The organism is Natrinema soli (genome assembly GCF_028618695.1).
This window is the reverse complement of sequence record NZ_JAQIVI010000031.1, coordinates 1-15,164: the sequence shown is the minus strand read 5'-3', so window position 1 is coordinate 15,164 and position 15,164 is coordinate 1. Positions and strand designations below refer to the sequence as shown.

Annotated in this window: 9 protein-coding genes; 6 read left to right on the top strand and 3 right to left on the bottom strand. The window is 55.1% G+C overall.

Annotation, left to right across the window (positions count from 1 at the left end; all coding sequences use genetic code 11):
- The 5 genes from PGX04_RS02140 to PGX04_RS02120 form a co-directional block, all read left to right on the top strand.
- On the top strand, nucleotides 1–2,107 hold a 2,107-nt coding region (locus PGX04_RS02140), incomplete at its 5' end, for a helicase HerA domain-containing protein (RefSeq protein WP_273737015.1).
- Nucleotides 2,094–6,689 carry a helicase HerA domain-containing protein gene (locus tag PGX04_RS02135; RefSeq protein WP_273737014.1) on the top strand — a complete coding sequence of 1,532 codons (4,596 nt, stop codon included), beginning with the start codon at nucleotides 2,094–2,096 and terminating at the stop codon, nucleotides 6,687–6,689. The genes PGX04_RS02140 and PGX04_RS02135, both read left to right, overlap by 14 nt.
- 94 nt (nucleotides 6,690–6,783) lie before the next feature.
- Nucleotides 6,784–7,710, top strand: coding sequence for a bifunctional DNA primase/polymerase (locus PGX04_RS02130; RefSeq protein ID WP_273737013.1), 927 nt, complete (start codon nucleotides 6,784–6,786; stop codon nucleotides 7,708–7,710).
- The gene (locus tag PGX04_RS02125; protein ID WP_273737012.1) at nucleotides 7,703–9,241 is read left to right on the top strand and encodes a primase-associated protein; all 1,539 of its coding nucleotides are present in this window, start codon (nucleotides 7,703–7,705) and stop codon (nucleotides 9,239–9,241) included. The genes PGX04_RS02130 and PGX04_RS02125 overlap by 8 nt, the downstream gene beginning before the upstream one ends.
- 525 nt (nucleotides 9,242–9,766) lie before the next feature.
- Nucleotides 9,767–9,901, top strand: coding sequence for a hypothetical protein (locus tag PGX04_RS02120; protein WP_273737011.1), 135 nt, complete (start codon nucleotides 9,767–9,769; stop codon nucleotides 9,899–9,901).
- A gap of 825 nt (nucleotides 9,902–10,726) precedes the next feature.
- Here the strand turns inward: PGX04_RS02120 and PGX04_RS34325 are convergent.
- From PGX04_RS34325 to PGX04_RS02105, 3 genes are read right to left on the bottom strand one after another with little or no spacing between them, the layout of a single operon-like run.
- Nucleotides 10,727–10,993 (bottom strand): hypothetical protein, encoded by a 267-nt coding sequence (locus PGX04_RS34325; protein WP_273737010.1) that lies wholly within the window; start codon nucleotides 10,991–10,993, stop codon nucleotides 10,727–10,729.
- A complete protein-coding gene (gene cydB / locus PGX04_RS02110) occupies nucleotides 10,993–11,994 on the bottom strand; it encodes a cytochrome d ubiquinol oxidase subunit II (protein WP_273737009.1) in 1,002 nt (333 codons plus the stop codon). Before cydB ends, PGX04_RS34325 begins: the two co-directional genes overlap by 1 nt.
- Complete coding sequence (locus PGX04_RS02105) at nucleotides 11,987–13,411, bottom strand: cytochrome ubiquinol oxidase subunit I (protein ID WP_273737008.1); 1,425 nt, start codon at nucleotides 13,409–13,411, stop codon at nucleotides 11,987–11,989. Before PGX04_RS02105 ends, cydB begins: the two co-directional genes overlap by 8 nt.
- 775 nt (nucleotides 13,412–14,186) lie before the next feature.
- On the opposite strand from PGX04_RS02105, the gene PGX04_RS02100 reads away from it, so the two are divergent.
- Nucleotides 14,187–14,744, top strand: a complete 558-nt coding sequence (locus PGX04_RS02100; RefSeq protein ID WP_273737007.1) for a hypothetical protein — start codon at nucleotides 14,187–14,189, stop codon at nucleotides 14,742–14,744.
- Nucleotides 14,745–15,164 lie beyond the last annotated feature (420 nt).

Below are 15,164 nucleotides of genomic sequence, written 5' to 3'. Positions count from 1 at the left end.
CCAGGAGTTGATCTGGGATATCATCCTCGGGGAGACGAAACTGTTCGACTTCGCGATCTACATCGAAGTGGTCGCCGACACCGAACAGGAACTCAACGAAGCAACCGAACGCGTCGTCGATTCGCTCAGTACCGCGAACGCGGAAGCAGTCCCCCTCGAGAAACGGCAAGTCGAATCACAGGACGCACTCGGCCCGCTTGGTGACGATTCGATCAAGTCGACTCAGTTGATGCAGGAGACTGCTATCGGCACGATGTTTCCGTTTATCGAGCCAGTGATCACCGATCCTGAGGGGATCTTCTATGGATTTGACGCGACTGATACACCCGTAATCCTCGACAGATACGAGCTCTCCTCGTACTCGAAAGCGATTGCGGGCACAATGGGCTCCGGAAAGACGTTCGCCGAGAAACACGAGATGTACCATCGGTTGATGATGGATCCCGAAATCGAGATGCTGGTTCTCGATCCGCTTGCAGACTTCGTCGACTTCGCGAACGATCTTGGTGGGCAAGTGATCCGCTTCGGCGGCGATAACACAGTCAACCCCCTCGAGATCCAGCGCGGTATCGACGACGCTGTGGACGATCCGTTTAAGAAGAAATTGCGGTCGGTGATGGAGCTGTTTCGCATCCATTTCTCGGCGGTGGCCGAACAGTCGTTGAGCAAGGAACAGGAAGGAATCCTGCGGCGAGCGGTCCGACTCGCCTACCTCCAGTACGGTATCACGGAAGAGACGGCGACCCACGAGAACACAAGCCCGACGATCAAGGACCTCCTTGATATCCTCGCGGAAATCGCCGACGGTGGCCTGCCATCGGAATTCCTGGAACTGCACGAGGATGCGAACAACGAGCGAGTGTGGCCCGAGATTGACCAGCTCGAGACACGATTTCGGGATGGTGACGAGCAGTACGCCTATCAATTGCTGCTGGGTCTCGAGGCGTTTCAGAAGGGTGGCGAGAACGACAATCTGACCGGCCGGACGAACGTCGAACTCGACAATCGCTTAGTCGTCATCGACATGTCGATGTTTGCCGACACAGGGCAGGCACCACTGTTCATGCACGTGATGTTCGACTGGATCTACCAGCGAGCGGCCAGTGATCACGACCGCCGGACCCAGGTGACGATCGACGAGGCGCACTACCTGTTGCGGCGGGAGGCGACGACAGATATGATCGATCTGTTCATCCGGCACAGTCGCCACTTCAATACCGCAATCACGCTTATTTCTCAGACTGTCGATGAGTTCGTCGCCCAATCGGACGACCAGACCAAGGAGGCCGCCGAGAAAGCGCGCAACGTGTACAATCTCTGTGATATCAAGCAAATCTTCCACCACGAGTCGGTCAGCAACAAGATGATCGACTTCCACGACCTCACCCCCTCGGAGCAAACGTTCCTGACGACGGCCCAGACTGGCGAAGACGGGGGCTACTCGGAGTTTTTGCTCGAAGTCAATGAGTGGTCGAAACCACTCGCACTCCACGTGAACGACTACGAAGTCAGCGTCCTCGACGATGATCTCGATCCGTGGGAGTATCTCGCCGAGAACCGGTATATCGACGCCGACGACGCCGGATTCCTTGCCGCAGAGGACCGACTCGATGAGTACGAGATTCCGGAGTCGGTACTCGAGGAGGTGGATCTGGATGAGATCGACAAGGAGCCCGAGACCGATGAGGCGGTCGTCGAGCACGCCGATCGGGAGCGAGCCGATGTGGAGACCGAATATCACGAAAGAGACGTTAGTGAGACTGTTGAGGCCAATCAAGGAGCAACAGCAGCTGCAGATGAGGGAGCGGAGGAACCGCATGAAGAAGCAGTAGAGGAGTCACGTGCTGAAGCGGCAGAAGATCGAGGTGACGATCTCTCCACGATCACTGGAGTCGGCGAGACGTACGCAGGATATCTCGCCGACGCAGGTGTCGAGACGGTTGGCGAGCTCGCTGTGGCAGATATTGAGTCTCTTTCAGAGGAGACGTCGATCCCGCTCACGCTGCTTGATGAGTGGGCTGATGCTGCCAGTACAATGTGTGAACCAGCGATAGCGAGTGGTGATGCTTCTTCGACCACGGAGGTGACAACCGATGCAGACGACTGAGAAAACCAAGAGTACCCCCAACAGCGACGCTGAGTCGCTCGAGTGGATCGTTGCAGAGGACGAGCAAGTGAAGCAGGTCTCCGACCTGGACGTGCAGTGGACCGGCACACCACTGTTTCGAGGCGGATTTCGGACGTATTTGGTCGCACTCGGCTTCGTGGCGGTCGCGCTCGCTCTTGCGACCGAGAGCATCGCCGGGGTCACAACAGGACCGTCGCTCGTCGGACTCGAGCCCTACACGCTCGAGACAGCACTCATCACTGCCGAGATTCCACTCTGGTGGCTGAGTGCTGTCCCCATTCTGGTTGGCCTGGTAGGCGTCGCGATCGGTGTGCGTCCGATTGTTCGGGCGTTTCGCACGACGTACGTCCTCACGTCGGAGAAACTCTACGTCCGCACGCGGGGAATTCGTGGCGATGGATTCACGAAGCTTCACCTCGACCGTGTCGTCGACACCACTTTTCAGCAGTCGCTCATCGGCCAGCTGCTGTCGTATGGCACTGTCACGTTCAGTGCGTTCGACCACACGTCGCCCGAAATCCAGTGCTGGGCGATCGAGGATCCAATAGAGCTTCACGAACGAGTGCTCGAGCTTGAGGCGTCCGCTAGCTCGCCGCTCGAGCGCACCCAAGAGTACATCCGAGTCGTTCCATCGACGGGCGAACGAGCGCCACCGGAAGTCATCAACCAGGTCCGTCCCTTGCACGACGTCCGACGAGGTGGACTGTCGTGGTGGCAACAGCTCAACCCGCTTTCGGATCCCGATCCGCTCACGTTTGAGTTTGTGATCTACAGCGACGGGACGGACTCTCCGATCGAATTCTACTACACTTGCGAGCAACACCTGTCCACGCTCTACGATCGGCTCAACTCGGCCTACCCCGACTCCGTGGAAATCGAACGTATGACTGTTGACTTTGCGGAGAAGCTCATCACTCCACAGCAGTACTCGTACGACGAGTTCGAGACCGCCCTCGAGAACGGCACGCTCCAGTGTACGCCCGCGGAAGTCGAGGCGCTTGTTCGTGTCCGTGGCTCCAAACCGACGCTTGCTGATGGAGGAGCGACGACCATGAACGAGCAGGTCGATCGAGACAGCACTGCCGAAGAGAGCACCAGTACGGAGGCTTTCGATTCTACGTCCGATACAGAAGGTTCTGATCCTGATTCCAGTCACCCACTCGGCACGCAACTCCCGAATGTTGACCTCGATACACTCCGTGCGAAAGAGAATGCAGAAAACCGCGATCCAGGGTCGCTCACGTTCTCCCTCGAGACGCCGGTCGACACTGGTGAGGGAGTACTCGCTCGGCCACATCCGGATGAGGTTGAACCGTATGGGTTGCGGTGGACCGGCAGTGGAGATCCAATGGCGGCGATCAAGAAGTTCGATGGGCAGATGGGTGAGGACGATCGGACGAAGGCGAGCTCACACGCGCCGCTGACCGTGCTGATCGATCACTTTGCAACCACCGATCACCCCATTGTCTTCCAGGCCGCGTTCGAAGGTGAGCCCGATCTGACGAAAGAGGGTGAATACCACATCGACGAAATCGAACAGGGGCGCGAAACGCTGTGGGGTGAAGCCGCCATAGCCCTTGAAGAGCTTCTACGCGGTCCAAAGAATAGTGAGTCGTCCTCATCGCGGTCAGAGTCACTCAGTGAATCTCGATCTGAGCGAATCGCCGAGATCAAAAACGAAGACTGGGGACATACGTTCACGACCAACCTGCGGGCGGTGACTATCCCCACGAACTCGACTCTGAGTGATACATCCGCAATCGAACACAACCTACGGAACCTGAGTACCGTGTTCGATCCGCTTGCTGGTGACTACTATAAACTCGAGAGTGAACCCCTCCACGAGAAAGGGGTTCTCGAGCGCAGTCGGCGCAAGCAGTCGCGACGCTGTTTTAATCGGTTTCTCGAGGGTGAGGTCGTCGCTGGTGGGCGGGTGAGCCGCTCCGAACCCGACCTCCATCTCGATCCCGCCGAACTCTGTAACATGGTCATCGTCCCCAGTACCGAGCATTTGACTGATGAAGCAGTCAAAGAAACGCACGCGAATCCCGAAAGCCGCACGGCCCTCCCCGGGTTGGACACTGCACAACGCCGCCAGTACACCACGGGAATGGTTCTCGGCCAGGACGCTAACAGTGCCGTCGAGGGGCCGCTTCGGTTACCACCGAACCGTCAGTCGCGCCACTGGTTGCTCTGTGGCGCGACTGGGAGCGGGAAGAGCCAAGTCACGTACCACATGTTGCGCTCACTCGCCGAGACGACACCCGGGCCGAACGTCCTCTTCGACCCGAAAGGCGACAACATGTGTCAGAACTACCTGATGGCCCACTACAAGAAATTCGGGAATCTTGACGACGTGTACTACTTCCGCGAGCCAGGAACACTGCCAGCCATCTCGTTCTTCGATATTCGATCAGCGCTTGAGGGGAATGATCGAGAGACAGCAGTCAAGGAGAAAGTCGACCACTTCCACGAACTGATGCGGATGATCATGGGAGCGGAGAAGTACGAACAGGCGTTCGTGGCGAACGAAATTCTGACGTTCCTGATCCAAGCGTTGTTCGATCCGAAACACGGTGACGACGTCTTCGGGTTGGATGATCTCGTCGAGGCCGCGACGCGAATGCATCGTCATCAGGAACTGCCGGAGGTTTCGGAGATCAATGCCGACATCCACGATTCACTCGCCGCGCAGTTCGCAAAGGACGAGAACCAGTTCGACACGACGATGGGGGCGGTGATGAACCGGCTGAACAAACTGAAAGAGGATCGACACCTTCATTGGATGCTTCGACACAAACCCGGGCGCGAAGCCGAATCCACCGGAGACGATCTCTACGGCTTCCACCAGCAGGAGACCCACTTCGACTTCAGTGAGTTTCTTGATGAAGATGTCACGATTCTGTTCGACCTCGGCGATCTCACGCTCGACGCCCAGCGTGGGTTCACCACAGTCATGCTGAGTGATCTGTGGCATTCGATCCAACGACGGCGGCGGACGAACCCTGAGAACGTGGTCAACGTCATCATGGAAGAGGCTGCACCGTTCGTCGCGACTGAACTGGTCGCCGATCAACTGCTCCCTCAGGGTCGATCGTCGGGACTGAGCCTCGGGTTCATCATGCAGTACCCCGAGCAGGTCAAGAAGTTCCACAATGGGACCGGTGCGTATGAGGAACTGCTAACGGAGGTGCATACGAAAATGGTCGGTGATATCTCGATGAAGGACCGGTTCGCGAAGACGTTCACGCACGACGAATTGTCTGTGGAGGATGTCCGGAACCGGAACAATCGGATGGCAGCGGGCGAGTGGTTCACGAAACTCGTTTCCCCTGGATTCGGTGAGGAGCGACCAGCGCCGTTGACTCTGCACTCGCCCCCGATCGTAAGCGGGCACCCAGAAAGCGACGAGCCGTTGACGGCGGCCGAACAGCAACAGTTCGACGAAGAGCTTCTGCCGGAGGTGCTCGAGCGGACTGAGGAGGAGTACGGGTTGTACGTGCCGACCCACGAGGACGCGATGGAGTGGTCGAATTGGAGCGACACAGATCGGCGTGCTGGCGCACCGCCAGCGCTGGACGAAGATGAGAGTGAAGTGACGGTGGCGTTCGACGAAGAGAGTGAGGACGCAGACGGCCAGCAGCCGCTCGAGAAGACCAGCCCTGACGATGGGGCCGACGATCAGCACGATGATCGAGATGATCACGATCTCACAGCTGAGACAGACGTCAGCGAGATCGGTCACGATAGCAGTGACGCGGAGACTCCCGACGATGATCCAGTTGGCGTTGCAAATGGAGCCGCCTTCTTCGATCCATCCACGGACGAAGAGGAATGTCCAGTCTCGGACCGTGAACTCCGGCGGCGGGGGCTCTCGCGAGACGACGCGATCTTCCTCAAACGCGTCCTCGACGCGATGAATCGTGACCTCCCGGATTACACGCTGTTGGAAGGGATGGAGGAGTTGCAAGAGGACCTTGATGGGGTTGACGTTGACATGTTGATCGAACTCGAGCTGCTCGAGAGAGAGAAAGTAGATCGACGACCGTACTATACGGTCCTGCCCGCTGGCCGAGAGCTTCTGGATAAGACAGTCACCGCCCAACCGGGGATTGGTGATCTTGGAGAGAAGACGCCACACAAAGTTGGAGTCGAACTCCTGGTGTGCTGGCTCGAGACTTTCGAAGAGGTCGATCGAGTGGAGCGATACTATCAGCAGTCCTCGGAGACGGTGTTCGACGTTGCCGCGTTCGACGTTGATGACGAACTCGTGTGGGTTGGAGAAGTAGAGATGACGTCAAATAACGCGGAGGCAGTTGTGAGTGATTACGAGAAGATGGCTGCGGTCGACGCGGATGCCGTGTGGGCGTTCCCGTCTCGTGATGACGCTCAAGAGATCGCGAATGTACTCGCCGATGCAGGACGGCTTCCTGACACCGTGAACGGGCGGGCTGCGCGTTCAATTGTGAAAATTCAAGAGAAGATTGAGCCGTTTGAGGCTGATGGGATGACAACGGTTCAGACGTTCCGGAAACTCAAAGACGAAGTGACCGACAAATGATATATGGGTCAGGGTGCGGTTTACACTTGGAGATATGTGTCGTTTCGGCCTCCGTATCGCAGTACACGCCTCTCAGCGACCGTAGGAGGTTTTTATGAGTTGGCGACAAGCAACTTGCGACGAGATCTACGCGTTCTACACTGAGGAGTTTCCCGAGTACATAGACCAGTTGCCGCCGTTTATCACACCAACGGCACCGAAAGAGTTCGGGATCAGCTTCCGCGAGCGTCATCCGATCCGCAAAGCGGAGCGCCCCGATCGTGACTTCATTCGACGGCCGACGTGGCGTACCGACTCAGATGGCGAGCCGATTGCACAGAACTTCAGCGATTTCGAGGAACTCGTCTCGTTCATCCAATCTCCCGCACGGTACGACCCATTCCAGGGAAGTGAGTACGCCTTGGCTGATCCCGATCTGCTCGAGAAGAGTGATCCGATTTCGGATGGCGTCTACTACGGGTTAGACAATTGGGACCGACCGTGGGTCCTCGCAATCGATATCGATGCGAAAGACATCGCGACAGCACGCGCTGAACGCGAACTTGATGAGAACGACCTCGAGATCCAATCGGCAAATACGAGTCGTGACGACGCATTACTCGCCGAATCTAGTATCTGTGGTGCCGATCCGGCGGAGTATCCTTACACGTTCGAGGACATCGACCGTGCGATCGAGTACGGCTTCGAAACACGAGACCTCTTCACGGATGTGTTTGCTGCCGAGGAGACGATGGTTGTCTATTCCGGTCAAGGCGTTCACGTCTACCTGCTCGACGACGATCTTGAATACGGATACGACGAGAAAAGCCGAGAAGTGCTCAACGACCTCTTGCTCGAGCGCTTCGAGATTCCGATCGATCCGGTTGTGACCGCCGACCGGAGTCGTCTGCTTCGCATGCCCTACTCGTTGCACGCTGACGTCTGTCGCGTCGTCCAGCCGATCGAGAGCCCAGCGTTCGATCCGCGAACGGAAGCCCGACCACAGTTCCTTGAAACGGAGAGTGAACTCACCCATGATTGACCCACGAGAGACTGACCGAGATGCCTACCTCGCTGCAGCGATCCCAACCAATTACACCGATAACGAGATCGTTCGACTGTTCACCCGCGGGTACGACCGCTACGTCGTTGATAATACACCAGATCGAGAGACACTGCTTTCGGATATCGAACGGTTCGGGACTGCTGCGTTCAAGAGCTCCCAGCGCAACCGTCCGCTCAAGTACCCGTTCGTCGATGAGCCCGCCACGCTCGTTTTGCTGGCTACTCTCAGTACAGTTTGCGTGAGTGAACAACCACGCTTCGAGGACACGCCGCCTCGTCGGAATCAAGTCCTTCACAACATCCGCGAGCTGTTCGCGACCAATCTCCTCGCACTTGTGCATGAGTACGACGATCCGACGCTCTACCAAGAGATGGCTGAGGTCCTCTACGCGAAAGGCCCCAGTCAGGACGGTCCCCACCCGGGTCGCGTTTGTACGGGCGTCAAACCGATGCCCGAATTCGACGAGGAGGAGACTGCCGGAAATGAGTCCGATCTCTACGTGGAAATCCCAATGGCGGCTGCCTCTCGAAAGTGTCTCGCGCGAGCATCCACCGAAGCCACAAGTAGCGATGAGACGGGCGAGATTCGAACGCAGGTTAAGAACAACCATCTCTACGTTCCGCTCGACCACCTCCATGACACTTATCGATCGTACGCCAAGCGGTGTTTTGGCCGGCTACAGGCAGTCCAAGAGGATGAACTCGGCGAGCCACAACGCAAGTGGCTCCGAGACCACGAGACGGCGATCTCCGAGCGGACTGACTACGCCCTCGAGATCGGCCAGTACGAGAAGGTGTGGAAAAACTGGGATCAAGGCGAGCAGATCGTCCGACTGCTCCAAAATGCGGTGCGAGCGTCACCCCAGACTCAGATCGGCGAGTTTCATACTGCTCAGGAGTTGTCCGACGCGCTCGAGGTATACGAACCAGAAAACGAGAGTGAACGAACCCAGCTCACACAGCTGTCGACCCCTCGAAGTGTAGGGAACTCGCTTGCAGATCACTCATCACATCGATCGGTGACAGTCGATCGGAGTGACCGCATCAATACGTATCGGATCGGCCACTCGGGTGGTGGATCGCGGCCACTCGAGATTACGGACCTCGAAGACCTGTTTGAACTACCTTGTCTTGCTGCGATGGATGAGCGGCTCCAAGAGGAGAAACCAGTCCGAAAAGACCTCTTCAATCTCGTTCGGATGGTGATGTGGCTTCCGCAGTATCGCAAGAAATCCGTCGACGCGATCACTGATGAACTCAAAGATCTGTTCAGCCGGTGGCCATGGTTCGATCCAGAGATCTCTGCCTACCAGATCAAGTACGAAGCCCGACGGGGCGATCGAGGAATTGGCCCCGAAGGGAACACGCCCCTGCCGATGAATTGTAATAATGACGATATGCAACGGTACTGTATCGGCAAAGAGCAGTGCCCCTACTCAATTTACGGGAGCCTCCCATTCCCCGACGACATGTACGACCAACTCGAGCAAACTAATGATTATTTCTAACGATACAGGCGCAAATCCTTGATCGAAAGCACCTGTTCACAGCTCTATTATTTCGGTGGATATTATAAGATCTAAAGACAGAGTATGAGCGTCTTTTCTCACGCAACCATACAAGATATGAAATATATTTATTGTAAATACGATCTCAATGACTACATCCCGTCGGGCATTTTCTGAGCCCTAAAACTGCTAAAAACCCGATTTAATCCAAATTCCCCCGTCCTTTTCCAACAACTTGTTGGGAATCCCACAGTCAACTAATTTTCATTAATTTACCGATTCAGCCGATACCAGCGGTTTGATCCCCTCGTCGAGCATTTTTAGGCTTCTTCCCCGAAAACGGCGGCTCGTCGAGCATGTTGTTACAGCCTTAGATATGCCCGACGGTATTTTAAAGAGATCTGGGGCCGTAAAGACGGTCGTGAATGACGATTTTTCGTCCAAAGGAATGGGGAGGTATGCAGAAACAGAGGTGTGCGCGACGGGTAGTGAGACGTGGAGAGTTCAGATGGCAAGGGAAGGTGTATGTATCAGAAACTGGAGGTGAGGTTTGGAGGAGTGTGTGGACTCGAGAATGGAGGGATTGAGTTGGGTGTAGAACGGGTGGAAGGCAGAGGCAGTAACAAGGGGGTGGTCGGAAGGGAAATGAGAGAGGAGTGAGAAGCATTTTTAGAATACGATCAGTGGGAGAGTGGAGAGCGGTAGAGAGGTGGGAGAGGACGAGGTGTGAGACAAGGTAATAGATGTGAGAGAACGTTGAGAAGAGAGCAGAATGTGAGGAGCCAATAGAGAAAAAGAGGGGTGGGAGAAGTAGAGAGAGGATGGTGCTCGAGGCGTGGGGAGAGAAGAGAGTGAGGTCTGGAGAACGAGTGAAGGGCGGAGAACAGGGTGGTGTGTGGTGATCGGAGTGGAGGGGAGTGGGGCAGGCGACTGGAGATGAAGCTGAGGAGAGGTGAGAGTGGGAGGAACGTACAAGCTATAGTAATCTCCAGAAGTTTTTGCTCACAGCTCCCGATGGATCGGTGAGGATTGACGGACAGCGGTTGGTTACGTTAGCACGTACTGCAAAGACTTCCAGATTCTACTATAGGAGCCAGGCCGTGACGGGGAGTTTGGGGGGAGCTCGAGGAAAGAGTGGACCTGGAGGGGAGGTGGTACAGTGTGGGTTGCTCTCCTCGAGGGGAGGGATGTGGCTGTGGACGAGGACGTCGACGGTGGGGTGGGGCTCGAGGGCGGTGGTGAGCGAAGAGTAGCGGAGAAGACGTGAAGCTCCGTCTATCAGTTTTGGCCCAGATACAAATAGTGGTTATCAGGATGTCGACTAATCCTACTGCCGCGGATATTGTATAATCTGAGATCCATTATACGCATCTATTCTCATTTTGTACAGAAGAGTGGACAATTATTTTCCCTTTCTTGGTAGATGACAGTATTTTCGAGTTGGTTCCAACAGATCAACCAACATTTTGTATATTTCCAAGCCTATTAGTTCGTCTCATGGATAGCCTGTATCCAGTCTCTGATGAGTTCGTTTACATTGTAGAAAATAATCCCTACCGTGAGCACGGTTGTGGTAAGATAAACAATGAATCCTGGAGCTCCGCCGATAGTGGTACCAAATAGACCACCGACGATTCCAACGATCAGCAATTCAATCCATGTTATCAAGATTCGTGAACTGAGACGGGGCTTTGATGCATTGCTACTGGCCGGATTGCTATCTTCGACGATTGAATTGTTATTCTCAGTCATTAGTATGATTCATCTGCCTTTATTGGACCACTGAACACTGAGTAAAGGACGCCAAAGTAGAGGAAGATCAGCGGCAACAAAAGCGCCGCTCCGATTGACATGATGTTAAGCGGTAACGTTGAAACAATAGCTTCCTCAACAGTCAGTCCTCCACCACGATCGATATGTGGATACATCAAACTGGCAATAATGCTGACCAACGTAAAAACAAGTCCTGCGTTAGCAATGAACGCCTCATAGTAGCGATTGGAGCTTGTTGCTACCGCATAGATTCCAGTAAGAACGAGATTCACTACGACAAGGCCCACAACTAAGGGTGATAGCAAGGCCGATCGCAGTTCAGGTGCAGTAATATAAACGACACCCAGTGTCAGTACGACTAGTATGAGGTACAGTACAAGAGCTCGAGATCCGTCTGTTCGAACATCGTCTCGCAACTCATTACGCGTCTTTAATCGGAGGAATGCAACACCGTCAACGACAGTCAGTGCGACAACCATCAGGCCGACGATAATTCCTGGTAGCGTAATAAGGGCCGCTGTACCGAGCAACCAGTTCGCTATGAATATACCGAGGAAAAACGGTGCCGTGAAGCTTCCGACGATGAACGCTCGCCCCCACCACTTTTGCCATGGCTCGTCCTCACGCTGTTCGTACATCTCAGGTGCAAGTCCACGGAGGATGAGTGCCCCAAGAATAGCGAACATCAGCAAGTAGTGACGACTGAACAGATTCGCATACACGGCTGGGAAGGCTGCGAACAATGCGCCGCCGAACACAACCAACCATACTTCGTTACCGTCCCAAAACGGCGTGATGGCTGCGAGCAACTGCTCGCGCTCGTGTTTATCGTCTCGAGTCGCAAACAGAATTCCGACACCGAAATCGAACCCATCGAGAAAGAGAAACATTCCAAGGATGAAAAATACGAGTCCGAACCAGATGTCGGCCAGGGGAAGCCCAAACAGCGTGTCGCTTGCGAGAGTGCCGACGTCAGTCATCTATACTCACCTCGGATTGTGGCGGTGACGAACTCTCCGTCGTAGTAAGTTCGTCCCCATCCGGTGGACCGGCACGGATGATACGCACGATAACATACGTATATAGAGTCATCAAGCCGAGATACACGATCGCAAAGCCGACAAGGGTAGCCGTCGCCTCGGCACCTGTAAGCCCCGGTGAGACACTATCGCTTGTTTTCATCACACCTTGAATGACCCACGGTTGCCGGCCGACCTCCGTAACGATCCACCCGAGTTCGACAGCGAGAAGTCCTAACGGTGCAGATAGCATGAGCGCTTTGTGGAGAAGATCATCCTCATACAGTTCGCCACTCCACCAGCGGTAGACGCCCCAGAACGCAAGCAGAATGAACCAGAACCCCAGAGCAACCATGATTCGAAACGACCAGAAGACGATGGCAACAGGTGGCTGGGGGCCTTCAAACTCATTGAGACCTTGAATCGTCGCTTGTGGATCACCGCCGCTGGCAAGCCATGAGGCACCGCCTGGTATTCCGAATCCGAAAATCTCCTTCGCGCGTGGGTCCAAGAGATCTTGAATACTTGTCGGGAAAGCAACGATGTATTCGGGAACGTACGAATCAGTCTCCCAGATCGCCTCCATTGCAGCGAACTTCTGTGGTTGCGTTTCAACGATATGTCGAGCATAGAGATCGCCATGAATCGCTTGGAGCGGTGCCGTGATGACCAGGGCAACGAGAGCGATTTTCAGCGTTGTTTCCCAGAATTCGATATTATCAATGGGGTATTTCCAGATGTGATGTCGAAAAACGTAGTACGCAGCGATACCAGCCATGATAAGAGCTACTGATTCAACAGCCGCGTTCTGCATATGTACGAACATCCACGGAAATCGGGGGTTCAGGTAGGCTGCTATCGGATCTACGAGATGGACGATCGGCTGGCCATCCTCCCTCACCAGTTCGAATCCACGGGGGGTCTGCATCCAGGAGTTCGCAATGAGGATCCAAACTGCCGAGAGCCACGTTCCGAGACCGACGGCAACACTTGATAAGAAATACAATCGGTCTGAAACCCGCTCTCGACCGAAGACGAAGATACCGAGGAAGGTCGCCTCCAACATGAACGCCATCATTCCTTCGAGTGCGAGTGGCCCACCAAACAGTTCACCTGCAGTCGTCGAGAAAGCAGCAAAGTTCGTTCCGAATTCGAACTCAAGCACGAGTCCGGTCACGGTTCCAGTGGCAAAGCTCACGGCAAAAATCCGCGTCCAAAAGCGGCGTAGTTGCTCATAAACAGCATTATCTGAGCGAATATCTTTCCACGTGAAGTAGATGAGGAACGGCGCAAGCCCCATACTCACCACAGGAAAAATGATGTGAACGATAACCGTGAGAGCAAACTGGATACGGCTTGCCAATACCGGATCAAGCATCGCTATCACCGCCCTGGTGGCATGCTAATGAATGCCTCCATACGCACAACAGAAAGTCAATGAGTACGCTGACTCTCTGAGGAGAGGGGTTCAGGACTACTCCCCATTGAAGATGTGGGTGAACGTATCGTTGCGCCATCAATAGCATTTGAGTACCAGTGTGGATCAATCAATGGCGGATTCCCAATCGATCAGAATCATAGGAGTAGCGGTTTAATTCATAGGATCTAAGCCCAGACACTCGTCAGGCCCGCCACGCAGCTGAGTGCGACCGCTGTAGTAAGTCCGCACTTTGAGAAGGCCACACTGAATCCATGAGACGAGCTGGTGCACCGCCCCTGCTACGCCAAAGACTACAGTGGATCTGAATGGCTCAAATTCTGCTGAATCAGTCTTGTTGAAATCCCATCCTTTAGATGTTATTTGTCTAAAAATATTGTAAAGATGGAATTTACTCCCAGCTAGAGCGCATTTGAGATCACCGATCCGAGCAACGCACTCTGTATGACTTTCCCAGTCGCTCTTATTCAAAGCTGAGGAACGCTCTCGTAGTTACGGTGAGGTGCGTAATATCAGCCGAGTGTGTCTTCGTCGGAGTCGGCGTTTGGACGGATGCTGCGCCAGCTTGTCGATCTCGGAGTGATCAAACTGGAAACGGAGCCAGACGTGAGGTTGGACGATCGTGATGGTGTTAGACATAGAGTGGCAGGGGAGACGTTAGGTTAGGCGAACGCGAGGCGGTGTTGTTCGCCCACTTGAGAGAGGTGAGCGGGATATGAGCTGGACAGATCAACACCAGACGGAAGACGCAGAGAACGACGACCAGATCCTAAGCGAGGAATTCGACGACTGGGTTCGAGAAGGAACAGCGCCAGGCGAGGAAGACGAATCAGAAGCAAACCAGACTGATACCACAGCGGACGGAGCCGACAGTACAGCCGAGGAAGCCGAGGCCAGCACTGGGGGTGACCAGGTCGGGGCAGCATCGATGAGTTCGAGTACTGTCTCGAGGCAGGGGGCAGACAAGCCGCTGATGATGGACCAGTGTCCGCGGTGTGACGGTCGCGAGTTTGTCTCGAAGAAGCTTGTGTACGAGGAGTTCCACTACAGCGAAGCGGGTGAACTCGAGGGACACCAGAACAACGTCCGGGCAGAGTTCGAGTACACGTGTCTCGAGTGCCAGGAACGGTTCCACGAATTGCCAAGGGGTGCGCGATCGTACTACTCGGAAGTGGCGGTGCTACGGCAGGATCTGCGGCGAGCGATCCGGGTACAGCTGCGAGCGTGGGCAGGTTCGATGAAGTCGTGGATCCGGAAACCATACAGAAGGTAGGGAATCGGTGCGGTTTGAGTGAGTGGGAGGACGGGAGTGGTGAGATGAGGTAGGTGAGTATGCAGGGAGGGACGACGGGCGGACCGCCCCGCACAGCACCGCCCTCCCACGATCACCCGCCCACCTCCAGGTTCCGGGCTGCTCGCTCGCTCTCTTCGAGCTCGCTGTGCTGCCGGGCTTTCCCCAGTGTGTAAGGTTGGCCCCTCTCGGTCTGGTGGTCTTGCTTCTTGAGAGTGATCCGAGCGTTGAACAGCTAAACGGTTCTGACGGAGGAAGCGGCGTGGACGCTCGACAGATAGATGTCAGTAGTCAACAGGACACTCGAGAAGGCAGTATACGCGGGATCAGGGAGTCATAGAATGACTCTATGAAAATCCTGCTTTGAAGCCCCTGTGCGTGAATCAGGACAACAGGGGTTGG